We start from the raw sequence: 21,160 nt of genomic DNA on the forward strand, positions 1-21,160 counted from the left end.
CCTGCACCCCGCCGCATCAGTGGCCAGCCTGGAACGGGCGCTCGGACGCCAGTGGCTCCCTGTCGAGCAGGCAGTCGATCAACGCGGCCAGGGCCGGCGACGGGTGCCGCCGGTTCGAGTAGTAGAGAAACAGGCCGGGACGCGTGACGGACCAATCGGCGAGGACCTGCACGAGCCGCCCCTGGCGCAGGTGCTCGTCCATCTGGTCGCGTTCGAACACATAGGCGATCCCCAGCCCTTGCAGGGCCGCGGCCACCCCCAGGTCCGAATGGTTGGTGACCAGAGGCCCGTCCACAGCCACCTCCACGCGTTTTCCGGCCTGCTCGAACTCCCACCGGTAGGCGCTGCCATCGGCCTGCAGGCGCCAGTTGATGCAGGCATGGTGATGCAGGTCGTCGGGGGACTGGGGCACGCCGCGTCGCGCTAGGTAGTCTCTGGACGCAACGGCAATCATGTGGATGTCCGGGGTCAGGCGCACGGCAATCATGTCCTTCTCCAGCCGCCCGCCCACGCGAATCCCGGCATCGAAACGCCCCGCCACGATATCGCTCAAGCCGTCGTCCACCACGATGTCCAGCTGCACATCCGGGTGCGCCCGGTGAAACCGCCCCAGCCGCGGCGCAATGACCTGGCGGGCCGCCATGCCCAGGGTGTTGATGCGCAGTTTTCCGCGCATCTGGCCGGCCGCCGCGCTGGCCTCGGCCACGGCATCGGCCATGTCCCGAAACAAGGGCGCCAGTCGCGCGTACAGAAGGTCTCCCGTGGGCGTGGGCGCCACGCTGCGCGTGGTGCGGTTGAGCAGCCGGGCGCCCATGCGGGCTTCGAGCAGGCGGATGGTCTGGCTCAACGCCGACGGCGACAGGCCCAGGTGTTCCGCCGCCCGGGCAAAGCTCGCCCGCTCCACCACTGCGGCAAAGGCCTTCAGTTCCGCAAACTCCGCTCCACGCATTGTGTATTCGTTTCTACATAGCTCATTCGTATTCTAGGCCATTCACTAAACTCTTCAGAGGCGTCAATCTCACGGCTTCCACCACTCAGGAGTTTGTCGCCATGACCAAATTGCACCTTCCCGACCCCATTGCCGCCTATTTCGCGGCCGACAGGCAGAGCTCCGAAGCCCTGGCCCAGTGCTTCACGCCAGGGGCCGTCGTCCAGGATGAGGGCCACACCCACCAAGGCCGCGAGGCCATCGCGGCGTGGCGCACAGCAGCGTCTGCCAAGTACACGTACACGGCCAGCCCTGTGGCGCTGGAGCAGCACCACGGGCAGCACGTGGTGACGAGCCGTGTGGAGGGCAACTTCCCTGGCAGCCCGTTGGACCTGCGCTACTACTTTCGCCTCGAGCGTGGCCTGATCGCCTCGCTGGAGGTCACGGTATGAGCTTCGACCTTCAACTGCAAGGGCAACGCGCCCTGATCACCGGCGGCACCAAAGGGGTCGGAGCCGCCGTCGTCAGCGCGCTGCGCAGTGCGGGTGCGCAGGTCATGGCCACCGCGCGCGCGGTGCCTGTGCAACCGGCCGACGGCGTGCTCTATGTGGCAGCCGACATCACCACCGCGCAGGGCGTGGAAACAGTCGCCCAATCGGTGTTGCAGCACTGGGGCAGTGTCGATACTTTGGTCAACGTGGTGGGCGGCTCCAGCGCCCCGGGCGGCGGCTTTGCCGCGCTGGACGATGTGCAGTGGTTCAGCGAAATCAACCAGAACCTGATGCCGGCCGTGCGGCTGGACCGCGCCCTGCTGCCCGGCATGCTGGCCCGCGGCTCGGGCGTCATCGTCCACGTCAGCTCCATCCAGCGGCTGCTGCCGCTGCCGGAATCCACCACCGCCTACGCGGCGGCCAAGGCGGCGTTGTCCACGTACAGCAAAGCGTTGTCGAAAGAGGTCACGCCCCAGGGCGTGCGGGTGCTGAGCGTCGCTCCCGGCTGGATCGAGACCGAGGCCTCGGTGGCACTGGCCCAGCGCCTGGCCGATCAGGCCGGTACCGACTACGCGGGCGGGCAACGGATCATCATGCAGTCGCTCGGCGGCATCCCGCTCGGCCGGCCAGCTAGGCCGCAGGAAGTGGCAGACCTGATCACCTTCCTGGTCTCGCCGAGGGCCGCAGCGATCTCGGGCTCGGAGCACATCATCGATGGGGGCACGGTGCCTACGGTGTAGAGGGGCGCCGGTAGCGGGCGCATCACAAGCGGCAACACAGCGGCCGCTGTTGCGGCCCGGTCAATGCGGACTGTGGGTGTTGTGGCCAGACACGGGGTCTCAAACCTTCAGCGATCGCTCCAGGTCAGTCAGCCGGTAGCGGGCCAGGGCCAGGTTGCCCTTGCTGCGGTCAAGCACCAGGTACAGGAACAGGCCTTCGTTGTTGGGGATCAGGCGGATCAGGTGGTATTGCTCGGCCAGCGTGATCAGGATGTCTTCGATTCCGCGGCGGATGCCCAGGGATTCCATGGTCTTGAGCTTGGCCTGCACAACCTGCGTGTTGCCTGCGGCGGCAAGGTCCAGGTTCATGCCGCTGCCGGCCTGCGCCAGGCACATGCCGCTGCGGTAGTCCACCACCGCCACGGCCAGCGCGCCGTCGATCGTCATGGCTGCGTCCATGGAACTCTTCAGATTCGAACTCATACCGTCTGTGCCTTTTTTCTCTTCGTTGAAATACTCATTGACCGTCTTGACCTTGCCCACCTGCTCCATCAGCACGAACCACAGCGTCTGCGGGTCGCTGTTGGGCAACTGGTATTTGTGAACCCCCGCGCGCGGGTGGGTGCGCAGGAACTTGGCGATCTCCATGTCTTCCATCACGGCGTTGGGCAGCAGGAAGAACCACACCGCCCGCGCGTCCAGCAGCGGCTGCAGCGCCAGCACCGCCGGCAGCATGGTGAAGGCGCCGGGGCCCACCAGGATGGCCACGGCGTCGGGCTGGGCTGGCAGCTGGGACAGATCCGGCACGTTGGCAGGCCGGTACCAGCTGATCTCCGGAGACCCCGCCACACCGCCCAGTGGCATCTTTTCCCAGGCGCCGTGGCCGGTGGTGCCGGTCACACCGAGCTGGGCCAGCGCGTAGCCGCCAATGCGTGAAGTCAGGTCCAGGACGGCAATTTCGGGTACGGGCATCGACGGTCGGCTCGGTAATAAAGAGGGAAAGTGGCTGATCTGGACATCGGGGTTGGTGGACGGGGACTTATCCCCTCGCCCCATGTGGCAGTGCCGGATGTCGGCGGACAGACCCCCACGAAGCTTCGTCAGCGGCGCGGGTGGGTGTCCGGGTGGCCCGATCCCCCAACGCCCGGCGCGGGACGCCGTGGGGACGATCGGTTTTTGATCAGGTGCTGGGTCTCAAACCAGGGTTTTCACCTAGGATTTTATGACTTGTATCCAGTTATTGCAAACAGTTGAATTTTGTTAACAATTGGAATGAACTGGCGAGACTTCCCATCCATTCCTGCTCAACACGGCCCGGGCGCGGGCTGCCAACCCGCATGGCGCCCGGGCCCGTCCATCAAAACGCTACCTTTACCCCCACCGTCACGTTGCGCCCCATCAGCGGCGCCGCGTTCTTGATGAACGAGGTGTGCGCATACGCCAGGCGGTCGGTCAGGTTGTTCGCCTTCACATACACCTGCCACGGTGTGCCGCCGCTGAACTGGCCGCTGTAGCTCACGCCCACATTCAGCATGCCGTACCCGGGCGTGGCGGTTTCGAACTCCGCCACACGACCCTGGCGGGCCACCTGCACCCATTCGACCTGGCCTTCCCAGGCGTTCCAGTTGCCGTCCAGGCGCAGGCCGGCGCGGGTGGCGGGGATGCGGGGCAGCAGGCCGCCGCCGGCCAGGCGCGCGCGCACGGTGTCGCCGAACAGGGTGATGCCGAAGTGGCGGTTCAGGCGCTGGCGCACCTGGCCTTCGATGCCGGTGAAGGTGGCGTCGGCCTGGCTGTACTGAAGCAGCTGCAGGCCATCGACCTCGTCCAGCGTGCGGCCGTAGATGTAGTTGCTGATACGGTTGCGGAACACGCTGACGCCGAAGGTGGTGTCGCCGCTGGTCTTCTTCAGGCTGACGTCGATGTTCTGCGAGATCTCGGAGCGCAGGTCGGGGTTGCCGCGCTCGTACGTGCTGGTGGCCATGTGCAGGCCCTGGGCGTACAGCTCTTCGGCCGACGGAGCCCGGCTGGCGCGGGTGAACGAGGTGCCCACCTGGTAGCCGGGCGTGAACTTCCACACCGCACCCAGCGACGCGGACGTGCCGTTGTGGCTGCGCTCGATGCCGCTGGTCTGCGCCTCGGCCGTCTGGCGGTCGTGCCGCAGGGCGGCTTCGAAGCGCCAGTCGCCCAGGCGGTATTCCTCCAGTGCGAAGAAGCCGAGCTTGCGGGTGATGGTGGGCTCCACATAGGCCTCGTCGCCCTCGGCGCTGAACTTGCGCTGCGAGGTCTGCAGGCCGATCAGTCCCTTGAAGCCGGCGATGGGCTCGTGCTGCAGCTCGATGCGGGTGTCGTAGGCCTTGTTCTTGAAGGTGGTGCTGATGGCGCCGTCCTCGACCTCGTCGTGCACGTAGTCGGTGACGCCGGCGCGCAGGCGCAGCGCCGAGAAGCCTGCAAAGGGGTTGCGCAGCTCACCGCGGATGTCGAAGCGTTCGCTGCGCAGGTCCACCACCGGCACGTCACCGGCCTCGGCGCCGTGGTCATGGTCGTGGCCGTCCTCGCCTTCGTCGGCATGGGCACCGCAATGCAGGTGGTCGCCGTGGGTGTGGCAGCCCTCGAAGCTGTGGTTGTGGCCCGGCAGGCCGTACTTGGCAGTCTGGCGGGTGTAGGCCGCGCCCAGGTAGCCGCGGTCGCCCACCCACGACAGGCCCACGCTGCCGGTGTCGGTGCGGTTGAAGCTGCCCAGCACCTTGCGGGCGGGCTCGCCATTGGGCGCCCAGCCTTTGCCCACGCGGTAGTCGCTGGCGTCGCGCGAGACGCCTTCCACGTGCACGGCCAGGTTGCCAGTGCCGCCCGTGAGCGAAAAGGCCCCTGCCCCTTCGCGCGCGCCGGTGTTGGCGCGCAGCTCGGCGCTGCCTTCGTAGCCCTTCTCCGGCACGGCGGTGGGGATCTTGCCGTCCAGCACGTTGACCACGCCGCCCACGGCACCGTTGCCGTAGACCAGGGCCGACGGGCCGCGCAGCACCTCGATCTGCGTGGCCAGCAAGGGCTCGGACACCACCGCGTGGTCTGGGCTGATGGTGGAGGCATCGTGCAGCTCGGCCCCATCGGACAGCACCTTGACGCGCGGGCCGTCCATGCCGCGGATGATGGGGCGGCTGGCGCCCGCGCCGAAATGGCTGCTGGTGATGCCGGGCTCGCTGTTGAGCGTCTCGCCCAGCGTGGCCTCACGGCGGCGCACAAGCTCGTCGCCTTCCAGCACGGTGGCGGGCGTGGTCATCTCCGTGGCCCCCAGTTGCAGGCCGCTGGCAGACACGGTGACGGGCGGCAGGCTGGGCGCGGTATCGGCCGACACCGGTGCCGATGGTGCCGCAGCAGGTGCGGCCTGCGCATGCGCGATGCCGGTGCCCGACAGCGCCAGCATGGCCGCGAAGGCCACGGGACGAAGGGCTGGGCAGCTGCGGTGGGCGGCAGAACGGGGGGCGAGAAGGGTGTGTGTCATGGTGGTGCTTGCTTGCAACGGGCAGGTGCGCACCGCAATGGCAAAGCCAGGTGTGCGGCGCGCGGCTTTACGCCATGGGGCGTAAAGCCATGAACAAAAATGGCCTCCAGCGCTTGATGGTCAAGCGCTAGCAGCTATGAAATCAGGAGTTAACTGAAGGAAGAAGCAGTGACGGCCGCGATAAACGGCGGCCCGTGGTCGCGCCTACGGCTGCACGGCGATCCCATCCGATCAAGTGCGGTGCAGTGCTGTCAGGCGACAAGGCTCAGGCAGGCACTGGACGGGCCAGCCGCCAAAGAGCCTGGGGCGTGGTGCTTCTCAGCCCCGAGGCGGGCCGCGCGCCTGGAACAGCGCGACATGCGCAGCGGCGGTGCGCAGCGCATGGTCGGCAGGCGGTGCGTGCGCAGGCACCGCGTCGGGCAGCGCCAGGGTGGCACTGTGCAGGGCATCGCCCAGCGCAAGCTGGTCGAGCAAAAGGCAATCCACGGGCGCGTGCTGCCCCAGGAACAGCGACCAGAGCCCGTGGCCGTGGGACGCAGCGGGCAGCGGCGCGGCATTGGCCGTGCCAGAGGCTGTCGCTGCCGATGCCAAGGGCAACGAAGACGCCAGGGCCGCGCTGTGCGCCAGCGCCTGCCCGGCATGCACCCGGTCCAACGCGCCGCCGTGCGCCACCTGGTGCAGCCGCCCCAGTGTCGGCACCACCACCAGGGCCAGCAGCAGCCACGCCAGCGCCAGCCGCACCAGGGCCTGGGTCTGCAGGCGGCCCGTCCACCGGCCCACACCGCCCGGCATCTGCCAAGGCGCACCCTGCCCCGCGCTGCGGCGGGCAGGCGATGGCAGATGCCGGCGTGGGCGGGATGGAACAGTCACGACAAGATGCAGTGCAAAAACGAAAGGGAATCCACCATTGAGGCAAGGCGCATGGCGCAAAACGCTGCGCCCCTGCGATTATTTCACCGGCACGGCCTCCACCACGCGGTAATACAGGCCGTACTGGTCATTGTGGAGCACGGTGAACTTGCCCTCGACCACCACGGGCTCCATCGAATAGCGCACGGGGGTCTTGGCCTTCACCTCGACCATGCTCTCGGGCCCCCCCGGCAGGCAGAACGAGCAGGTCAGCGGCACCGAAGTGAGCAGAAAGTGCGTCTGCGTGGCCTTGGCATCCAGCGGCATCATGAAACCCTGGATGCGCTGCGTGGTCTTGTCCATGCCCTTTTGCGCATCGCTGAACACGGGCAGGATGCCGTCCTTGGTGGTCTTCTTGGTCAGGTCGGTCAGCACCGACCAAGGAATCACATCCGTGCGCTGGGGCAGCGGCGCGATGGGACTGTTCGGGCTGTGATACCCCGCCCCCGAGCCCGACGGCACACCCGCCACCGGCGCTCCACCAGCACCCGCCGGCAACGGCGAACTGAGCACGGGCGCTGCGGAAGGCTTGGCTTGTGCCAGCGCGGTGCCAGAGACACCGACACCCAACGCCAGGGCCAAAGGCAGAGCGATAGAGCGCCCGGGCACAAACCGAGGCAACAAACGATGGTGCATATAAATCCCTTCCGTGAACGCCCTGCAAACACAAGGCCAGCCATTCCATCACCGCATCAACGCTGTCGATCAGCGGCTTGATTCCCCCCGAGCTTATTTGCGGCTGCGCACTGCAAAACCGGCGCGCCCCCATACCAGTGCCCCCGTGGAACCGGCTCCGCCGGGCCACCGGGGGCGTCCCCCTCAGGGGGAAGGCGCGTAGCGCCTCAGGGGGAGCATCAGTGCACGTGGCGCATCCCACAATACTTGCCAATCCCCAGACCCTTGCACGCGGTCTGGAGTTCCTTCTGGCAGGTGTCGTGGTCCTTGCCGGATTCCAGGCACTTGGCAGCGGCCTCGTGCGCGGCGGCCATGGCCCGGTGGCGCTCGATGTCGGCCTTGGTTTCCTTGTCGGAATGCGCGCCCTGCGCGTTGGCCACGGCACCGGCCAACAGCAGCAATGGCACCAGGGCCAGGGTGGTGAACAGTTTTTTCATGAAGAACCTTTCGAAGGATGGGGAGTGAAGTGAATGAAACGAAATGAACTGACGTGAAATGAAGAAGAGGAAGCTCAGGGCTGGCTCAGCAGGTCCGCCACCTCGGTGCGGTAGGCCTGCATGGCTGGCAACAGCGCCGCCAGCGCCGCCACGGCACCGGCCAGCAGCGGCACGCCCGCCTCGGCCGGCAGCCACACCAGGCCGCTGACCGGCAGCAGGCCTTGAGACTGCAGCACCCAGCCCAGCGTGTGCGCCAGGGCGTGGCCCATCAGCAAGCCCAGGGCCGACGCCATGGCGGCCAGCCACAGCGCCTCCCACAGCACCAGCCCGGCCACGCGGCCGGGGGGGGCGCCCAGCATGCGCAGCATGGCCAGGTCGGCCCGGCGCTCGCGCACCGCGTTCCACAGCGCAATGAACACGCTGAGCGCGGCCACGGCCAGCAGCACGCCGCCAAACGCGCGCAGCACATCGGCTCCCACACCCAGCAGGCGCAGCAGGCGCGTCACCTCGATGGCGGGCGCGGCGGCCTGCAAGGCGGTGTCGGCATTGATCTGGCGCGGCAGCGTGACGGCGGCCAGGGGCGTGCGGTAGCGCAGCAGTGCCACGGTCACTTCGCGCTCTTCCTTCAATATCTCCAGGTCCTCGGGCTCGGTGGCCGTGGCGGTCTCGTGCACCATCCAGACGGATTCGGTGCTGGTCAGCACAAGGCGGTCGAGCACGCAGGCGCAAGGCGCCAGCACGCCGCTCACGCGGTAGGGATGGTCGCCGTGCGCGTGCCCTCCCCCGCCCAGGCCGTGGCTGCCGATGAAGGTGGCGCCCACCAGCGGCGCACCGCCGTGGTCGGGCTTGACAATGCCGCGCGCCACGCTGGCGCCCAGCACGGCGTCCATGGGCTGCTGCCACAAGCCGCCTTCGGCCAGGGTGGCGCCGTAGTGCGACACATAGTCCGGCGTGGTGCCCACGATGCGGTAGCCCTGGTAGCTGTCGCCCAGGCTCAGCGGGATGACCTGCGCCACCAGCGGGTTCTTTTGCAGCGCCTGCACCTCTTGCAGCGGGATGTTGCCCGTGGGCACGTCGATGTGGAACACGCCCGCCAGGATCAGTTGCAGCGGGCTGCCCTTGGCGCCCACCACCAGGTCGATGCCGTCGAGGTCGCGCTCAAAAGCTGTGTCGAGCTGCGTGGCCACCAGCAGCACCAGCGTGATGGCGGCCAGGCCCAGCGTGAGCACCAGCAGGTTGAGCACGGCGGCCAGCGGACGGGACCACAGGTAGCGCCATGACAGGGATGCGAGCTTTACTATGTTTTTCATAGCTGGTTGCGCCCGTCCAGAGCGCGGTGGGCCGCTGTTTCATTCAAATCCAGCTGCTGCGCGCCGGCCAGCGCCTGCACCACGCGCTGGTCGTGCGTGGCGATGACCAGGCTGGCGCCACACGCGGCGGCGCTGCGCTGCAGCAGGGACAGCGCGTCGGCGGCGGCTTCGTCGTCCAGGCTGGCGGTGGGTTCGTCGGCCAGCAGCAGCTCGGGCGCCAGCAGCACCGCCCGCGCCAGCGCCACGCGCTGCGCCTGCCCGCCCGAGATCTGGTGCGGCTTGCGCGCGGCCAGCTCTGCCACACCCAGTTGCGCCAGCGCGCGGGCTATTGCAGAGTCGTCGCGCGGCAGCCCGGCTGCAAAGTAGACCAGGCCCAGGTTGTCCGCCACGGTGAGCGCGCTGGACAGGTGCAGCTTTTGCGGCAAGAACCCGATGCTGCGCGCGCGCCAGGCATCGAGCTCCGCGCCGCGCTGCGTGCCCAGCTGCAGGCCGCCCACGAACAGGTCACCGCCGCTCGCGCCGCGCAGGCCGGCAATGAGCGACAGCCAGGTGGACTTGCCCGTGCCCGAACGGCCGCGCAGCAGCAGCGTGCCGCCCTGGTTCAGGTCCACATCCGGAAAGCGCAGCGGCGCATCGCCCGTGGGGTAGGTGTAGGCAAGCCCTCGGGTCCGGATCATGCCGCCGCGCCCTCGGCAGGGTGCGCGCAGCCCGCGCAGCGGCCCCGCACGGCGATGTCCACCGCCAGGCTCTCGTGCCCTGCGGTGGCCAGCGCCTGCAGCACCTGCTTCAACGCTGTCTGCACCTTGGCAGAGCCTTGCGACAGGCGGAACTGGCGGTGGCAGTCGTCGCATTCAAAGCGCGGTGCAGCGCCGTCCTCGCCTTGGGGTGCGAGCGCATACCGCGTCACGCGGGCGGCATCCACCTGCTTGTGCAGCAGTCCGGCCGCGGCAAAACGGTCGAGCATGCGATAGACGGTGACTTTGTTGACCGGGGCGCCGGCAGTGGCCAGGGCGGCCTCGACTTCGGGTTCGGAGAAGGCTGCGTCTGGGCGGGCTGCGTACAGCGCTGCCAGTGCGCGTGTGGCACGGGTCGCACGCATACCTGCGGGCAGCGACCAAGTGGGGCTGGATGGGCGTGAAGACGTGGCAGGCATGGACAGCGATGGGCAAGCAGAGTGGATAACGCAATCGGGTTGCATTATGCCTGCCGTGTTCGTCGCTGAACCTGGGTGTACCCAGGAACTGCAAGGGCACTTTGCAACATCCGCATGGGCCACGCAGGTCGCAGCGCTTCAGGCGCCCGGGGCGAGTGGCTAGATGCGCAGCATCAGCGTCATGGGATGCAGGGGCGATTCCTTGAACCCGTAGTGCTCGTAAAAACGCTTGGCTTTCTCATGCAACGCGTGGACGAGAACGGCACGAACCCCGGCGTTTTGCGACACCGCCACGGCCCTGTGCACGGCATCCTGCAGCAGTGCGCCCCCCAGTTGAAGGCCCTGGGCCTGCCGGGCGACCGCGAGCCGCGCCAGCACCATCACAGGAATGGGGTCCGGCATATTGCGGCGCACGCCGCTGGTCGCCATCTGGTGCGACACAGCGCCTGCCGCCATGGCGTAGTAACCCACGACACGCCCGTCAGCGCCTGCCACCACGAACGTGCGGCTTGCCCCGCTCAATTGATTGGCCAGAGCGCGGCGCTTGAGCCAGTCATCGAGCGTAGGCTCTCCGCAGGCAAAACCGTCGAGCTGATGGTGGGTGGCCAGAGGCTGTGGCGCACTGCACTGCAAACCCATGCCGCTCATGCTGCTTACGCGGTCCAGGGAGCCTTGACGGCCATGAGTCGTTCCAAACCTTCGTTGGAGGTACGGGGGGCGTCCAGCAGGGCTGTGAACTGCTTGAACTTGTCTGTATCCAGGCTGAAGAACACCTGATCGAGCACCACAGCCTGCGCGCGGTCACAAGCCGCTTCCAGCATGAAATCGGAGCGGTTTTTGCCGAGCAGGCTGGCCGCATGGTCGATCAAGTCACGTTGCTCGGGCAGCGCCCTGAGATTGATGGCAGCGTCGCGCATGGCAACTCCTGTGTGTATGCAATAGATACACAAACTTTAGATCAATGTATATCCGTTGTCAATACATACGCCAGCGCATCATTGCACGACCGCAGTCCCAGCTCAACCCTTCACGTACCGCGCAAACGTCTTCCTGAACTTCTCCACCTTCGGCCCCACCACAAACGCGCAGTAACCCGCATTCGGGTTCCGCGCAAAGTAGTCCTGGTGGTAGGCCTCGGCCGTGCTGTAGTTCTGCAGCGGCTTGACCTCGGTGGTGATGGGCGCGCCGAACAGCTTGTCCTGCGACATCTGGCGGATCATCGCGTTGGCTGCCTCGCCATCCTCGGGCTTGTCGAAGTAGATGCCGCTGCGGTACTGCGTGCCCACGTCGTTGCCCTGGCGGTTGAGGGTGGTCGGGTCGTGGGTGTGAAAGAAGATTTCCAGCACTTCTTCCAGGCTGATCTCGTCAGCGTCGTACGTCAGCCGCACCACCTCGGCGTGGCCGGTGTCGCCCTGGCAGATCTGCTCGTAGGTGGGGTTGATGGTCTGGCCGTTGGTGTAGCCGCTTTCCACGTCGGTGATGCCGCGCACGCGGTCGAACACGGCCTCGGTGCACCAGAAGCAGCCGCCGCCCAGGGTGATGGTTTGAAGGTTCTGTGCCATGTGGGTCTCCATGCGATGAATGGTTTCAGGGGCATGGTACGCGGCGCCCGGTAACGCAGTGCGGGCGGGGGCATTGGGCCGCCCGCTGGTTCGTCATTCGTACTGTCTGCCCTGCTCCATCAGCTCGGGCGTGCCGATCAGCGCGTTGAGCCCGTCGAAATCGAGCATCTGGTCCTTGAACGGCGCCGTGGTCTGGTGCGCGTGCAGGCTGGCGTAGTAGCCCTGCAGGGTATGGGCCACCGCCCGTGCTGTGCCACCGGGGAAGATGGCGATGCGAAAACCGCGCTCGCCCAGCTCCTGCGCGCTTTGCACCGGGGTCTTGCCGCCCTCGACCATGTTGGCCAGCAAGGGGATGCGGTGGGCGAAACGCTGGCAGGCGGCGTCCATCTGTTCGGGCGTGCGCAGGGCTTCGATGAAGAGCGCATCCACGCCGCACTCCAGGTAGCGCTCGGCCCGGTCGAACGCGGCCTCTATGCCCTCGACCGCCAGCGCGTCGGTGCGCGCCAGGATCAGGGTGCTGGCGTCGCGGCGGGCGTCGAGCGCGGCGCGCAGCTTGCCGCACATCTCGGCGGCGGGCACCACGGTCTTGCCGTCCAGGTGGCCGCAGCGTTTGGGAAAGCCCTGGTCCTCGATCTGCACCATGGCCGCGCCCGCGCGCTCGAAGCCGCGCACCGTGCGCTGCACGTTCAGCGCGTTGCCAAAGCCGGTGTCGGCATCCACGATGACGGGCTTGCGCACCCGCTCGGTGATGCGCGCCAGGGTGTCTTCCACCTCGGTGTAGGTGGTCAGGCCCACATCGGAGCGGCCCAGCCGTGTGTAGGCGATGGAGGCGCCGGAGAGGTACAGCGCCTCGAAGCCGGCCTGCTCGGCCACCAGGGCGCTCAACGCGTCGTAGATGCCTGGGGCCAGAAGGATGTTCGGCTGCTGCAGCCGTTCGTGCAGGGTCATGGCAGTCATGGCGGTCATGGTTTGGAACCCGTAGGGGGACGAAGCAGATGGGCGGCGGTGTAGGCCGCCAGGTAGCCGCCGGCCACGGCGCTCAGCAGGCCGTTGCCCGAGAGGTAACCCCAGACGGCATCGCCCGAGACACCACGCGCCGCGCCGCCTGCGGCCAGCAGGTTGGGAAACGGGCGGCCCTGGGTGTCGAGCACGCGGCACTGCGCGTCGATGTCGAGCCCGCCCTGGGTATGGAACAGCGCGCCGGTGACCTTGACGGCGCAAAACGGCGCCTGCAGCGCTCGCGTGCCCGGGCGGGGGTACGGGCCCTGCCCTGCCAGCGTGGCCGCCAGCGCGGTGTCGTCGCAGCCTATCAAGGCCGCCAGCGCCTGCACGCTGTCGCAGTGCTTCACCGCGCCCGCGGCTTCGGCGTCGACGAAGTCCGGAAAGCCGCGCGCCAGGGCCAGAATGGGCGCGTCGAACACGTTCCAGGCCACGCCGCCCGGCTGGGCCAGCACATGCACCGAGGCCTCGGAGTAGCCCTGTGTCTCGTCATGAAAGCGACGGCCCTGCGCGTTGACCTGCATTCCGCCTTCCATCATCAGCGCCCACGAGATCAGCGCGCCCTGCGGTATGGCCCACGAGCCGTGGCCCTGGTAGCCACCCAGGTCCGCCAGGCGCGCGCCCAGTGCGCGGCCCCAGGCGATGGCGCTGCCGTCGTTGCCGGTGTGGCCGGCGAACAGGGCGTCGCGCATTTCGGGCAACAGTTCGCGCACCATGGCGGCATTGCCGCCGAAGCCGTTGCAGGCCAGGATGACCGCATCGCACGACAGATGCTCCAGCGTGCCGTCCGGCCGCTCGTAGCCCACGCCCAGCAGCAGGCCGGTGTCGTCGGCCCACAGCTCGCGCACGGCGGCGTCGGTGACCAGGGGAATGTCGGCGGCCGCCACCGCGTTGGCCAGCCGGTCCATCAGGCCCACACCGGTCTTCTCGGGCACCGCGTGCATGCGGCGCACGCTGTGGCCGGGGTACAAGAATCCATCGAGCACCTGCCATTCCAGGCCATGGCGGTCCTGCAGCGCATCGAGCGCGGGGCCGATGGCGCGGGCGTAGGCCTGCACCAGTTGCGGCGCTGCCCTGCCCTTGGCCTTGGCGGTGATGTCGGCGGCAAAACGTTCGGCGCTGTCCGCAATGCCCAGATCCTTTTGCACTTGTGTGCCCGGTGCCGGGATGAAGCCTGAGGACAGCGCTGATGAGCCCGTGGGCGTGGCGTCGCGCTCCAGCACGGCGCAGTCCACACCCAGGTCGTGCAGCATCAGCGCCGCGGTCAGGCCGCAGGCGCCACCGCCCACGATGGCGACAGGCACATGGTTGTCCTGCGCGGCCGCCGGCATGCTGTCGGCGCGGCGGATGGTCGGCAGCGTGCTGCTCATGGCGTGCCTGCAGCCAATGCGGCGGTGAAGTCGTTGCAGGTCAGCACCTGCGCCACGGTGCCCATGTCCGCCAGCGCGGTGTCGTGCACCTCCTGGCGGAAGGCAGCACAACCGTCGGACAACACCAGGGTGCGGTAGTCGCGCATGTGGGCGTCGCGCACCGTGCTGGCCACGCCGCCGTTGGTGACGATGCCGCAAACCGCCACGGTGTCGATGCCCGCGCGGCGCAGCACCCAGTCGAGCTGGGTGTTGAAAAAGGCCGAGTACGCCACCTTGCAGACCGCCACATCGACCCACGGCGCAATGTCGGACACCATCGCCTGACCCGCGCTGCCCGGCGCGAAGTCGCCGCGGCGCAGGAACGGGCGCAGGGTTTTGAGGTGGGGCGAGATCATGGGTTCGCCCTGCGCATCGGGCCACAGGGTGAACTGGCTGCCCACCACCATGCCGCCCGCCGCTTTCAGCGCCTGGGCCACGGCGGCCACGCGCGGCGGCAGGGCCTGTGCGGCAGCGCTCACCGCACCGCCCCGGGCATAGGCGCCTTCGGGTGCGAGGAAGTCGTCCTGCAGGTCGATGATGACCAGGGCCGTGCGGCGCAGGTTCAGCGGGGACAACGGTGTGGCGCTGCTGCTCATGCTGCACGCACCAGCAGGTTGCCCAGCGTGTCCACCGTGGCATGAAAGCCCGGCTCCAGCCACACCGTGGTGTCGGGCTGCTCCAGGATGGCGGGGCCGTCGATGCGGGTGCCCACCGGCAGGTCCAGCCGCGCGTGGCGCGCCGCGTCCCACCACTGGCCGGCGTGGAACACGCGCTGCACGCCCAGGGAGGGGTTCAGTGTGATCGATTGCGGTGCCAGCACCGTCAGGTCGAATTTGGGCCGCACGCCCACGCGGGCGTAGCGCAGGTTCATCACCCGCACGGCGATGCCGTCGAGCACCCGGCCGAAGGCGGCGCGGTAGGCGGCCTCGAAAGCGGCCTGGATGCCTTCGCGGCTCAGTGCCTGCGCCGCCAGCGGCACCTGCACGGTGTGCGTCTGCCCGGCGTAGAGCATGTCCAGCGCAATGATTTCCTGCACCTGTACGAACTGCACGCCCGCCGAGTCCAGGCGCTGCTGGCAGGCGGCCGACAGGGCCTGCACGCGCTCGCGAAGGTCGGCCACGTCCAGCTCGGCCAGGGGTTTGTTCAGGGTCTGCACCGCGTCGTGGCGCATGTCGGCCATGACGCAGCCCAGGGCCGAGGTGACGCCGGGGTAGCGCGGCACGATGCCCGTGCCCACGCCCACCTCGCGCATCATGGCGCACACGTGCAAAGCGCCGCCACCGCCGAACGGCATGTAGGCGAACTGGCGCGGGTCGTGCCCGCGCTCGATGGAGACCACCCGCACGGCGCCGGCCATCTTGGCGTTGGCCACCGTCAGGATGGCTTCGGCTGCGGCCATCACGTCCAGGCCCAGGGGCTGGGCCACGTGGGTGTTGATGGCGTCGCGGGACTTGGCCGCATCCATGGCGGCCAGCAGCCCGCCACCCAGCGGCCGGTCGGCCGCGATGCGGCCCAGCAGCACGTTGGCATCGGTCACCGTGGGGCGGGTGTTGCCGCGCCCGTAACACGCGGGGCCGGGCACGCTGCCCGCCGACTCGGGGCCCACCTGCAGCATGCCGCTGGCGTCCACCGACGCAATGGAGCCGCCGCCCGCGCCGATGGTCTCGATCTGGATCATGGGCGAGCGCACGACCATGCCGAACTCGATGGCGGTCTGCGCGGCCAGGGCCGCCTCGCCACCCGCCACCAGCGACACGTCGAACGAGGTGCCGCCCATGTCGCCGGTGATCGCATCCGGAAAGCCGGCCGCCCGCGCAATGGCTGCGCAGGCGATCACCCCAGCCGCCGGGCCCGACAGCGCGGTGCGCACCGGCACGTCGCACGCCGTCTGGCGCGACATCACGCCGCCGTTGCTCTGCACGATGAGCAGCTCGCCGCCAAAGCCCTGGGTGCGCAGGTCGCCCTCGAGCCGCTCCAGGTAGCTGCCCACCACGGGTTGCAGGGCGGCATTGAGCGTGGCGGTGGAGCAGCGTTCGAACTCGCGGATCTCGGGCAGCACCTCGCTGGCCGCGGTCACGTGCGGGTTGGGCCACAGGCTGCGCACCGCGGCCACGGCCGCCTGCTCGTTGGCCGGGTTGGCGTAGGTGTTGATGAAGAACACGCAGACCGCCTCGCAGCCAGCGTCCAGCAAGGCCTGGGCCTGGGCTTTCACCTGGTCCAGATCGACCGGTGTGTGCACCGATCCATCGGCCAGCACGCGCTCGTCCACCTCCAGGCGCAGGTCGCGCGGCACGATGGGCTCGAAGCTGCCGCGCAGGCCCCAGGTCTGGGGCCGGTCGCGGCGGCGCATCTCCAGCACATCGCGAAAGCCGCGCGTGGTGATGATGCCGGTGCGTGCCACCTTGCGCTCCAGCAGCGCATTGGTGCCCACGGTGGTGCCGTGCACGATGGTGGCGATGGCCGATGCCGAATCCGCCACCCGTGCCACGCCGTTCATGAAGCCGCGGGCCTCTTCCCCGCGGGTCGAGGGCACCTTGACGATGCGGGCGCTGCCGTCGGACTCGTCCAGCACAAAAAGATCGGTGAAGGTGCCACCCACGTCCACACCCACCACAAAGGAAGCCTTGCCGCTCATGCTGCGCCTTTCATTGCTGCTGCGCTGTTGTCCGCCACCACATAACCCATCGCCTCGTCGCTGTGGCGCGCTGCTGCGGCCCGCGCCGACGGGGCGCCGTAACCGCCGCCGCCGGGTGTTTCCAGCCGCACACGCTCGCCTTTTTTCAGCTGGATGCCGATCATCTTGGAGCGCATGGGCGGCGTCTTCCACTCGCCCGCGTTCTCGTAGCTGAAGACGTTCATCGCGGCCTCTCCGCCTCCGGCGATGCCCTGCGGTGCGGCCTTGCCGCGCTCGCCGAAGATGAAGACCTCGGCGTCCTGCTCCAGCAGCTCGATCTCGTAAATGGCGCCCAGGCCACCGCGGTGCTGGCCGTCGCCGCCCGAGCCCGGGCGCAGCGCCCATTGCGTGAAGCGCACGGGGTACGCGGCCTCCAGAATTTCGAGTGGCGGGATGGTCGCCGTGGAGATGGGCGCGTTGCCGTGGCTCATGCCGTCGCCATCGGAATGCCCGCCGTGGCCACCGCCGAAGAAGCTGAACATCACCCAGCGCTGGCCTTTGCGTGCCGCATCGGTGCGGTGTCCGGCGATGGACAGCGCATTGATGGTGCCGTAGGCCTGGGCCATGGCGCGCTCGGGCGCGGCCAGGGCCGTGGCGCTGAAGATCACATCGATCATGCGCAAAATGGTCTCGGTGTAACCGCCCACCGGGCGTGGCCGAGCGGCGCTGATCACCAGGCCGTCCGGCAGCACGAAATCCACCGCATCCAGCACGCCGGCATTGGCGGGCACGTCCGGGAACAGGTGCTTCAAGGCCACGTAGCAGGCCGCGATGGCCGTGGCGCGCGAGATGTTCACCGGCCCGGCGCACTGCGGCGAGGTGCGCGAAAAATCGAGCGTGAGCCGGTCGCCTGCGACAGTCATGTCCAGGGCGATGGTCAGCGCCTCGTCCTTCACGCCGTCGTTGTCCAGCATGTCGCTGAAGCTGTAGCGCCCATCGGGCAGCGCCGCGATATGCGAGCGCATGAGCTTGACGGCGCGCGTGCGCAGCTCACCCATGGCCTGCAGCACCACGGCGTCGCCATACTGGTCCAGCAGGTCGTTCAGGCGGCGCTCGCCCAGGTCCAGCGCGGAGAGCTGTCCGTTCAGGTCGCCCCACAGGCTGTCGGGCAGGCGGGTATTGGCTTTCAGGATGGCCAGCACGTCCTCGTCCAGCGCACCGCCGCGCACGATGCGCACGGGCGGAATCTGCACCGCCTCCTGCCAGCACTCGGTGGCGGCGGGGTTGTAGTTGCCGGGCACATTGCCACCCACGTCGTGCCAGTGCGCGGCCGACGCGAGAAAGCAGTACAGCCGGCCGTCGCGAAAGAACGGCCGCACCAGCTTGAAGTCGTTGGCGTGCGTGCCGCCCTCGTACGGGTCGTTGAACAGCCAGGTGTCGCCCTGCGCCATGCCGCCACGCTCTGCGGCGATGCGCATGGCCGCGCGCACCGCAAAGGCCATGGCGCCCACGAACACCGGCAGGCCCGACTTGCCCTGCACCAGGGTGTCGCCGCTGGCCGCGTCGTACAGGCCATGGCAGGCGTCGTGCGCCTCGGCGATGATGGGGTTGAATGCGCTGCGGTACAGCGTGGCATCCATCTCGTCGGCCACCTGCTCCAGCCGCCCGCGCAGCACGGCCAGCGTGACCGGGTCCATCGATGTTGCTACCTTGTTGTCAGCCATTGACGGCCTCCTTGCCAAATCGGGCGCGCAGCTGGTTCAGCAAACCGCCGGCGCGCACCATGTCCATGAGAAACGGGGGAATCGGATCGCACGCCAGGCGCGTGCCATCCGCAGTGATCACGGCCGGGACCTGCCAGTCGAGCGCGACTTGCTCGCCCTCGGCCACCCTGTCCGCCTCGGGGCAGGTCAGCAGCAGCAACCCCAGGTTGAAGGCATTGCGAAAGTACAGGCCGCTGAACGACGGCGCGATGACTGCCACGATGCCCAGCCGCACCAGCACGGCAGCTGCCTGCTCGCGCGACGAACCGATGCCGAAGTTGGGGCCGGCCACGATCACGTCACCATGGCGCACGCCGCCCACAAAGTCCGGGCGTACCGATTCAAGGCAGTGGCGGGCCAGCACATCAATGCCGTGCTTCATGGCATGGCCGGGGGCCAGCACATCGGTGTCGATGTCGGCGCCCAGCTTCCAGACCCTGTGTGGTGCGGCGCTCATGCCAGCACCTCCCGCGGGTCGGCAATGTGCCCCTGCAGGGCCGATGCGGCCACGGTGTAGGGCGACGCCAGGTACACCTGAGCGGTGGCCGAGCCCATGCGCCCCTTGAAGTTGCGCGCCGTGCTGGAGATCACGGTGGTGCCGTCGCCCACCGTGTCGCCATAGCCGGCGCAGGCGCCGCAGGTGGTCGGAAAGAGTTCTGCCCCCGCGTCCTCCAGCACCTGCAGCACGCCTTCGGCGCGCGCGGCGGCTTGGTCCTGCTGGCTGGCGGGCGCCACCATCAGGCGCACGCCACTGGCCACGCGGTGGCCGCGCAGCACGCTGGCGGCGGCGCGCAGGTCGTCGAGCTTGGCACCCGTGCAGGCGCCGATGTAGGCCACGTCGATGCGCGTGCCGGCATGCTGGCCCACGGCACCGGTATTGGCGGGGCTGTGGGGCGCGGCTACCTGGGGCGCCAGGGTGTAGGCGTCGAAGTCGTGCCGGGTCAGCGGCGCGCCGGGGTCCGTCACCCAGGTGTCCAGGCCTTGCAGGTCGACCTCGGGCACGCCGTGGACGGCCAGCCAGTCGTGTGTGGTCGCGTCGGGGGCAATCAGGCCGGCCTGCGCGCCCAGCTCCGCGCTCATGTTGGAGAGGGTCATGCGCTCCTGCATCGACAGGGCCTGTACCGCAGGCCCGGCAAACTCCACAGCTTGGTACTGGCCGCCGTTCATGCCGAAGCGCCCGACCATGTGCAGCATCATGTCCTTGGCGGTGACGCCAGCGGCCAGGCGCCCGCTCCAGTGCATCTGCAGGGTGTGGGGCACGCGCAGCCAGATCTCGCCGGTGACCACCACGCCCAGCATCTCGGTGCTGCCGATGCCGAACATGTAGGCACCGAACGCCCCGCCCGTGGGCGAGTGCGAGTCGCCCCCCACGCAGAACATGCCCGGGCGGATGTGGCCGTGCTGCGGCACCACCACGTGGCAGATGCCCTGGCCGTCGTAGACGTGGGGCAGCGCCTGCTCCTTGGCCCAGTCGCGGGCAATGCGCACGATGCGGCGGGATTCGTCGTCGCGCTCGGGCAGGTAGTGGTCCATGACCAGCACCACGCGCGACTTGTCCCAGATGCTCGCGCCCAGCTCGTCGAGCATGGGTTTGAGGCGCCGGGGACCGGACGAGTCGTGGAACATGGCCAGGTCGACCTGGCAGTTGACGATCTCCCCGGGCGTGACGGCGTTGCGACCGCTGGCGCGGGCCACCAGCTTTTGCGCCAGGGTACTGAGGGCGGTGGTCATTCGGGCTTGGCTCCGGCAAAACGCACGACCTTGGCCCAGCGCGTGATCTCGGCCTGCACGAAGCGCGCGAATTCCTCAGGGCTGTTGCCCACGGGCACGGCGCCTTCGGTCTCCAGGCGCTTCTTGACCTCGGGCGTGGCAATCGCCTGGCGGGCCGCGTCGCTCAACCTCTTGGCGAGCTCGGGGTTCATGTTGCCGGGGCCGAACAAGCCGAACCAGGCGCTCGACTCGTAGCCGGGCAGCACCTCGGCGATGGCCGGCACGTCCGGAAAGGCCGGCAGCCGCTTGGCGCTGGTCACGCCCAGCGCCTTGAGCTTGCCTGCGCGGATCTGCGACTGGGCGTTGCCCACGGCGGCGAACATCAGCTCCACCTGCCCGGCCAGTACGTCCTGCAGCGCGGGCGCGGTGCCTCTGTACGGGATGTTGACGATGTACGCGCCCGACTGCATCTTGAAAGCGTCGCCCGCCAGGTGCAGCGACGAGCCCACGGCGCCGATGGCGAAGTTGAGCTGGCCCGGCCTGGCCTTGGCCAGTGCGATCAGCTCGCGCACATCCTTGGCCGGCACCGCGGGGTTGGCCACCAGGATGGACGGCGAGGTCGCCACGCAGGTCAGCGGCGTGAAGTCCTTGATGGGGTCGAACGGCAGCGACGGGTACAGGCTCGCATTGATGGCGTGGCTCGTGAAGCTCATCAGCAGCGTGTTGCCGTCCGGCACGGCCTTGGCCACCGCGTCGGCCGCGATGTTGCCACCCGCGCCCGGGCGGTTTTCCACCACCACGGTGCGGCCGAGCTGGCGACCCATCTCGGTGGCCAGGTTGCGCGCCAGCGTGTCGGTGGAGCCACCGGCAGGCGCGCCCACCAGGATGCGGATGGGGGCACTGCCCTGGGCCAGGGCCCGCCCGAGCGGAAGCACGGCGGGCAACGCCAGCAGCAGTTTTCGGCGTGGAATGGTCATGTGGTTGT

General features: G+C 68.6%; 22 protein-coding genes. 2 read left to right on the forward strand and 20 right to left on the reverse strand.

Features of this window, described 5'->3' with window-relative positions; translation table 11 throughout:
- Positions 1-16 precede the first annotated feature (16 nt).
- A complete protein-coding gene (locus ASF16_RS10740) occupies positions 17-949 on the reverse strand; it encodes a LysR family transcriptional regulator (protein WP_056166301.1) in 933 nt (310 codons plus the stop codon).
- A 101-nt stretch (positions 950-1,050) separates the two neighbouring features.
- On the opposite strand from ASF16_RS10740, the gene ASF16_RS10745 reads away from it, so the two are divergent.
- On the forward strand, positions 1,051-1,380 hold the full coding sequence (locus ASF16_RS10745) for a nuclear transport factor 2 family protein (RefSeq protein WP_056166304.1): 330 nt from the start codon (positions 1,051-1,053) through the stop codon (positions 1,378-1,380).
- Positions 1,377-2,159, forward strand: a complete 783-nt coding sequence (locus ASF16_RS10750; RefSeq protein WP_056166306.1) for an SDR family oxidoreductase — start codon at positions 1,377-1,379, stop codon at positions 2,157-2,159. Before ASF16_RS10745 ends, ASF16_RS10750 begins: the two co-directional genes overlap by 4 nt.
- A 99-nt stretch (positions 2,160-2,258) precedes the next feature.
- Here ASF16_RS10750 and ASF16_RS10755 read toward each other — a convergent pair whose 3' ends face one another.
- The 19 genes from ASF16_RS10755 to ASF16_RS10845 all read right to left on the reverse strand — a co-directional run bounded on the left by ASF16_RS10755 (position 2,259) and on the right by ASF16_RS10845 (position 21,152).
- Positions 2,259-2,621, reverse strand: coding sequence for a hypothetical protein (locus tag ASF16_RS10755; RefSeq protein WP_056166557.1), 363 nt, complete (start codon positions 2,619-2,621; stop codon positions 2,259-2,261).
- An 874-nt stretch (positions 2,622-3,495) separates the two neighbouring features.
- A complete protein-coding gene (locus ASF16_RS10760; RefSeq protein ID WP_056166560.1) occupies positions 3,496-5,634 on the reverse strand; it encodes a TonB-dependent receptor domain-containing protein in 2,139 nt (712 codons plus the stop codon).
- Positions 5,635-5,952: 318 nt separating this feature from the next.
- Positions 5,953-6,504: a hypothetical protein gene (locus tag ASF16_RS10765; RefSeq protein ID WP_235507330.1), complete on the reverse strand. Its 552-nt coding sequence runs from the start codon at positions 6,502-6,504 to the stop codon at positions 5,953-5,955.
- A gap of 78 nt (positions 6,505-6,582) precedes the next feature.
- Positions 6,583-7,179, reverse strand: a complete 597-nt coding sequence (locus ASF16_RS10770; protein WP_056166310.1) for a DUF3299 domain-containing protein — start codon at positions 7,177-7,179, stop codon at positions 6,583-6,585.
- Positions 7,180-7,397: 218 nt separating this feature from the next.
- Positions 7,398-7,655, reverse strand: coding sequence for a hypothetical protein (locus tag ASF16_RS10775; protein ID WP_056166311.1), 258 nt, complete (start codon positions 7,653-7,655; stop codon positions 7,398-7,400).
- A gap of 74 nt (positions 7,656-7,729) precedes the next feature.
- Entirely contained in the window at positions 7,730-8,965 is a 1,236-nt protein-coding gene (locus tag ASF16_RS10780; protein ID WP_056166314.1) for an ABC transporter permease, read from the reverse strand.
- A complete protein-coding gene (locus tag ASF16_RS10785; RefSeq protein WP_056166318.1) occupies positions 8,962-9,642 on the reverse strand; it encodes an ABC transporter ATP-binding protein in 681 nt (226 codons plus the stop codon). The genes ASF16_RS10780 and ASF16_RS10785 overlap by 4 nt, the downstream gene beginning before the upstream one ends.
- Positions 9,639-10,064 (reverse strand): hypothetical protein, encoded by a 426-nt coding sequence (locus ASF16_RS10790; RefSeq protein ID WP_056166323.1) that lies wholly within the window; start codon positions 10,062-10,064, stop codon positions 9,639-9,641. Before ASF16_RS10790 ends, ASF16_RS10785 begins: the two co-directional genes overlap by 4 nt.
- 213 nt (positions 10,065-10,277) lie before the next feature.
- Entirely contained in the window at positions 10,278-10,757 is a 480-nt protein-coding gene (locus ASF16_RS10795; protein WP_056166561.1) for a GNAT family N-acetyltransferase, read from the reverse strand.
- Positions 10,758-10,771: 14 nt separating this feature from the next.
- Entirely contained in the window at positions 10,772-11,035 is a 264-nt protein-coding gene (locus ASF16_RS10800) for a DUF1778 domain-containing protein (RefSeq protein ID WP_056166325.1), read from the reverse strand.
- 102 nt (positions 11,036-11,137) lie between these two features.
- Entirely contained in the window at positions 11,138-11,680 is a 543-nt protein-coding gene (gene msrA / locus ASF16_RS10805) for a peptide-methionine (S)-S-oxide reductase MsrA (protein ID WP_156372023.1), read from the reverse strand.
- Between the two features lie 93 nt (positions 11,681-11,773).
- Positions 11,774-12,637: an oxaloacetate decarboxylase gene (locus ASF16_RS10810; protein WP_056166564.1), complete on the reverse strand. Its 864-nt coding sequence runs from the start codon at positions 12,635-12,637 to the stop codon at positions 11,774-11,776.
- A gap of 5 nt (positions 12,638-12,642) precedes the next feature.
- Positions 12,643-14,049: an FAD-dependent oxidoreductase gene (locus tag ASF16_RS10815; RefSeq protein WP_056166330.1), complete on the reverse strand. Its 1,407-nt coding sequence runs from the start codon at positions 14,047-14,049 to the stop codon at positions 12,643-12,645.
- Positions 14,046-14,684, reverse strand: a complete 639-nt coding sequence (locus tag ASF16_RS10820; protein WP_056166332.1) for a cysteine hydrolase family protein — start codon at positions 14,682-14,684, stop codon at positions 14,046-14,048. The genes ASF16_RS10815 and ASF16_RS10820 overlap by 4 nt, the downstream gene beginning before the upstream one ends.
- The gene (locus ASF16_RS10825; RefSeq protein ID WP_056166335.1) at positions 14,681-16,723 is read right to left on the reverse strand and encodes a hydantoinase/oxoprolinase family protein; all 2,043 of its coding nucleotides are present in this window, start codon (positions 16,721-16,723) and stop codon (positions 14,681-14,683) included. Before ASF16_RS10825 ends, ASF16_RS10820 begins: the two co-directional genes overlap by 4 nt.
- On the reverse strand, positions 16,720-18,426 hold the full coding sequence (locus ASF16_RS10830) for a hydantoinase B/oxoprolinase family protein (protein WP_056166338.1): 1,707 nt from the start codon (positions 18,424-18,426) through the stop codon (positions 16,720-16,722). Before ASF16_RS10830 ends, ASF16_RS10825 begins: the two co-directional genes overlap by 4 nt.
- Positions 18,419-18,922 carry a 3-isopropylmalate dehydratase gene (locus ASF16_RS10835; protein WP_056166340.1) on the reverse strand — a complete coding sequence of 168 codons (504 nt, stop codon included), beginning with the start codon at positions 18,920-18,922 and terminating at the stop codon, positions 18,419-18,421. The genes ASF16_RS10830 and ASF16_RS10835 overlap by 8 nt, the downstream gene beginning before the upstream one ends.
- Complete coding sequence (locus ASF16_RS10840) at positions 18,919-20,196, reverse strand: 3-isopropylmalate dehydratase large subunit (protein WP_056166347.1); 1,278 nt, start codon at positions 20,194-20,196, stop codon at positions 18,919-18,921. The genes ASF16_RS10835 and ASF16_RS10840 overlap by 4 nt, the downstream gene beginning before the upstream one ends.
- The gene (locus ASF16_RS10845; RefSeq protein ID WP_056166350.1) at positions 20,193-21,152 is read right to left on the reverse strand and encodes a tripartite tricarboxylate transporter substrate binding protein; all 960 of its coding nucleotides are present in this window, start codon (positions 21,150-21,152) and stop codon (positions 20,193-20,195) included. Before ASF16_RS10845 ends, ASF16_RS10840 begins: the two co-directional genes overlap by 4 nt.
- Positions 21,153-21,160 lie beyond the last annotated feature (8 nt).

This window comes from Acidovorax sp. Leaf78 (assembly GCF_001422735.1).
GTDB lineage: Bacteria > Pseudomonadota > Gammaproteobacteria > Burkholderiales > Burkholderiaceae_C > Acidovorax.

Excerpts from the sequence above, each read along its gene's own strand:
- ASF16_RS10810 (WP_056166564.1), bottom strand. The coding sequence starts at position 12,637 with ATGACTGCCATGACCCTGCACGAACGGCTGCAGCAGCCGAACATCCTT.
- ASF16_RS10740 (WP_056166301.1), bottom strand. The coding sequence starts at position 949 with ATGCGTGGAGCGGAGTTTGCGGAACTGAAGGCCTTTGCCGCAGTGGTG.
- ASF16_RS10835 (WP_056166340.1), bottom strand. The coding sequence starts at position 18,922 with ATGAGCGCCGCACCACACAGGGTCTGGAAGCTGGGCGCCGACATCGAC.
- ASF16_RS10820 (WP_056166332.1), bottom strand. The coding sequence starts at position 14,684 with ATGAGCAGCAGCGCCACACCGTTGTCCCCGCTGAACCTGCGCCGCACG.
- ASF16_RS10800 (WP_056166325.1), bottom strand. The coding sequence starts at position 11,035 with ATGCGCGACGCTGCCATCAATCTCAGGGCGCTGCCCGAGCAACGTGAC.
- ASF16_RS10840 (WP_056166347.1), bottom strand. The coding sequence starts at position 20,196 with ATGACCACCGCCCTCAGTACCCTGGCGCAAAAGCTGGTGGCCCGCGCC.
- ASF16_RS10770 (WP_056166310.1), bottom strand. The coding sequence starts at position 7,179 with ATGCACCATCGTTTGTTGCCTCGGTTTGTGCCCGGGCGCTCTATCGCT.
- ASF16_RS10790 (WP_056166323.1), bottom strand. The coding sequence starts at position 10,064 with ATGCGTGCGACCCGTGCCACACGCGCACTGGCAGCGCTGTACGCAGCC.
- ASF16_RS10795 (WP_056166561.1), bottom strand. The coding sequence starts at position 10,757 with ATGGGTTTGCAGTGCAGTGCGCCACAGCCTCTGGCCACCCACCATCAG.
- ASF16_RS10780 (WP_056166314.1), bottom strand. The coding sequence starts at position 8,965 with ATGAAAAACATAGTAAAGCTCGCATCCCTGTCATGGCGCTACCTGTGG.
- ASF16_RS10750 (WP_056166306.1), top strand. The coding sequence starts at position 1,377 with ATGAGCTTCGACCTTCAACTGCAAGGGCAACGCGCCCTGATCACCGGC.
- ASF16_RS10825 (WP_056166335.1), bottom strand. The coding sequence starts at position 16,723 with ATGAGCGGCAAGGCTTCCTTTGTGGTGGGTGTGGACGTGGGTGGCACC.
- ASF16_RS10755 (WP_056166557.1), bottom strand. The coding sequence starts at position 2,621 with ATGAGTTCGAATCTGAAGAGTTCCATGGACGCAGCCATGACGATCGAC.
- ASF16_RS10815 (WP_056166330.1), bottom strand. The coding sequence starts at position 14,049 with ATGAGCAGCACGCTGCCGACCATCCGCCGCGCCGACAGCATGCCGGCG.
- ASF16_RS10785 (WP_056166318.1), bottom strand. The coding sequence starts at position 9,642 with ATGATCCGGACCCGAGGGCTTGCCTACACCTACCCCACGGGCGATGCG.
- ASF16_RS10845 (WP_056166350.1), bottom strand. The coding sequence starts at position 21,152 with ATGACCATTCCACGCCGAAAACTGCTGCTGGCGTTGCCCGCCGTGCTT.
- ASF16_RS10830 (WP_056166338.1), bottom strand. The coding sequence starts at position 18,426 with ATGGCTGACAACAAGGTAGCAACATCGATGGACCCGGTCACGCTGGCC.
- ASF16_RS10745 (WP_056166304.1), top strand. The coding sequence starts at position 1,051 with ATGACCAAATTGCACCTTCCCGACCCCATTGCCGCCTATTTCGCGGCC.
- ASF16_RS10760 (WP_056166560.1), bottom strand. The coding sequence starts at position 5,634 with ATGACACACACCCTTCTCGCCCCCCGTTCTGCCGCCCACCGCAGCTGC.
- msrA (WP_156372023.1), bottom strand. The coding sequence starts at position 11,680 with ATGGCACAGAACCTTCAAACCATCACCCTGGGCGGCGGCTGCTTCTGG.
- ASF16_RS10775 (WP_056166311.1), bottom strand. The coding sequence starts at position 7,655 with ATGAAAAAACTGTTCACCACCCTGGCCCTGGTGCCATTGCTGCTGTTG.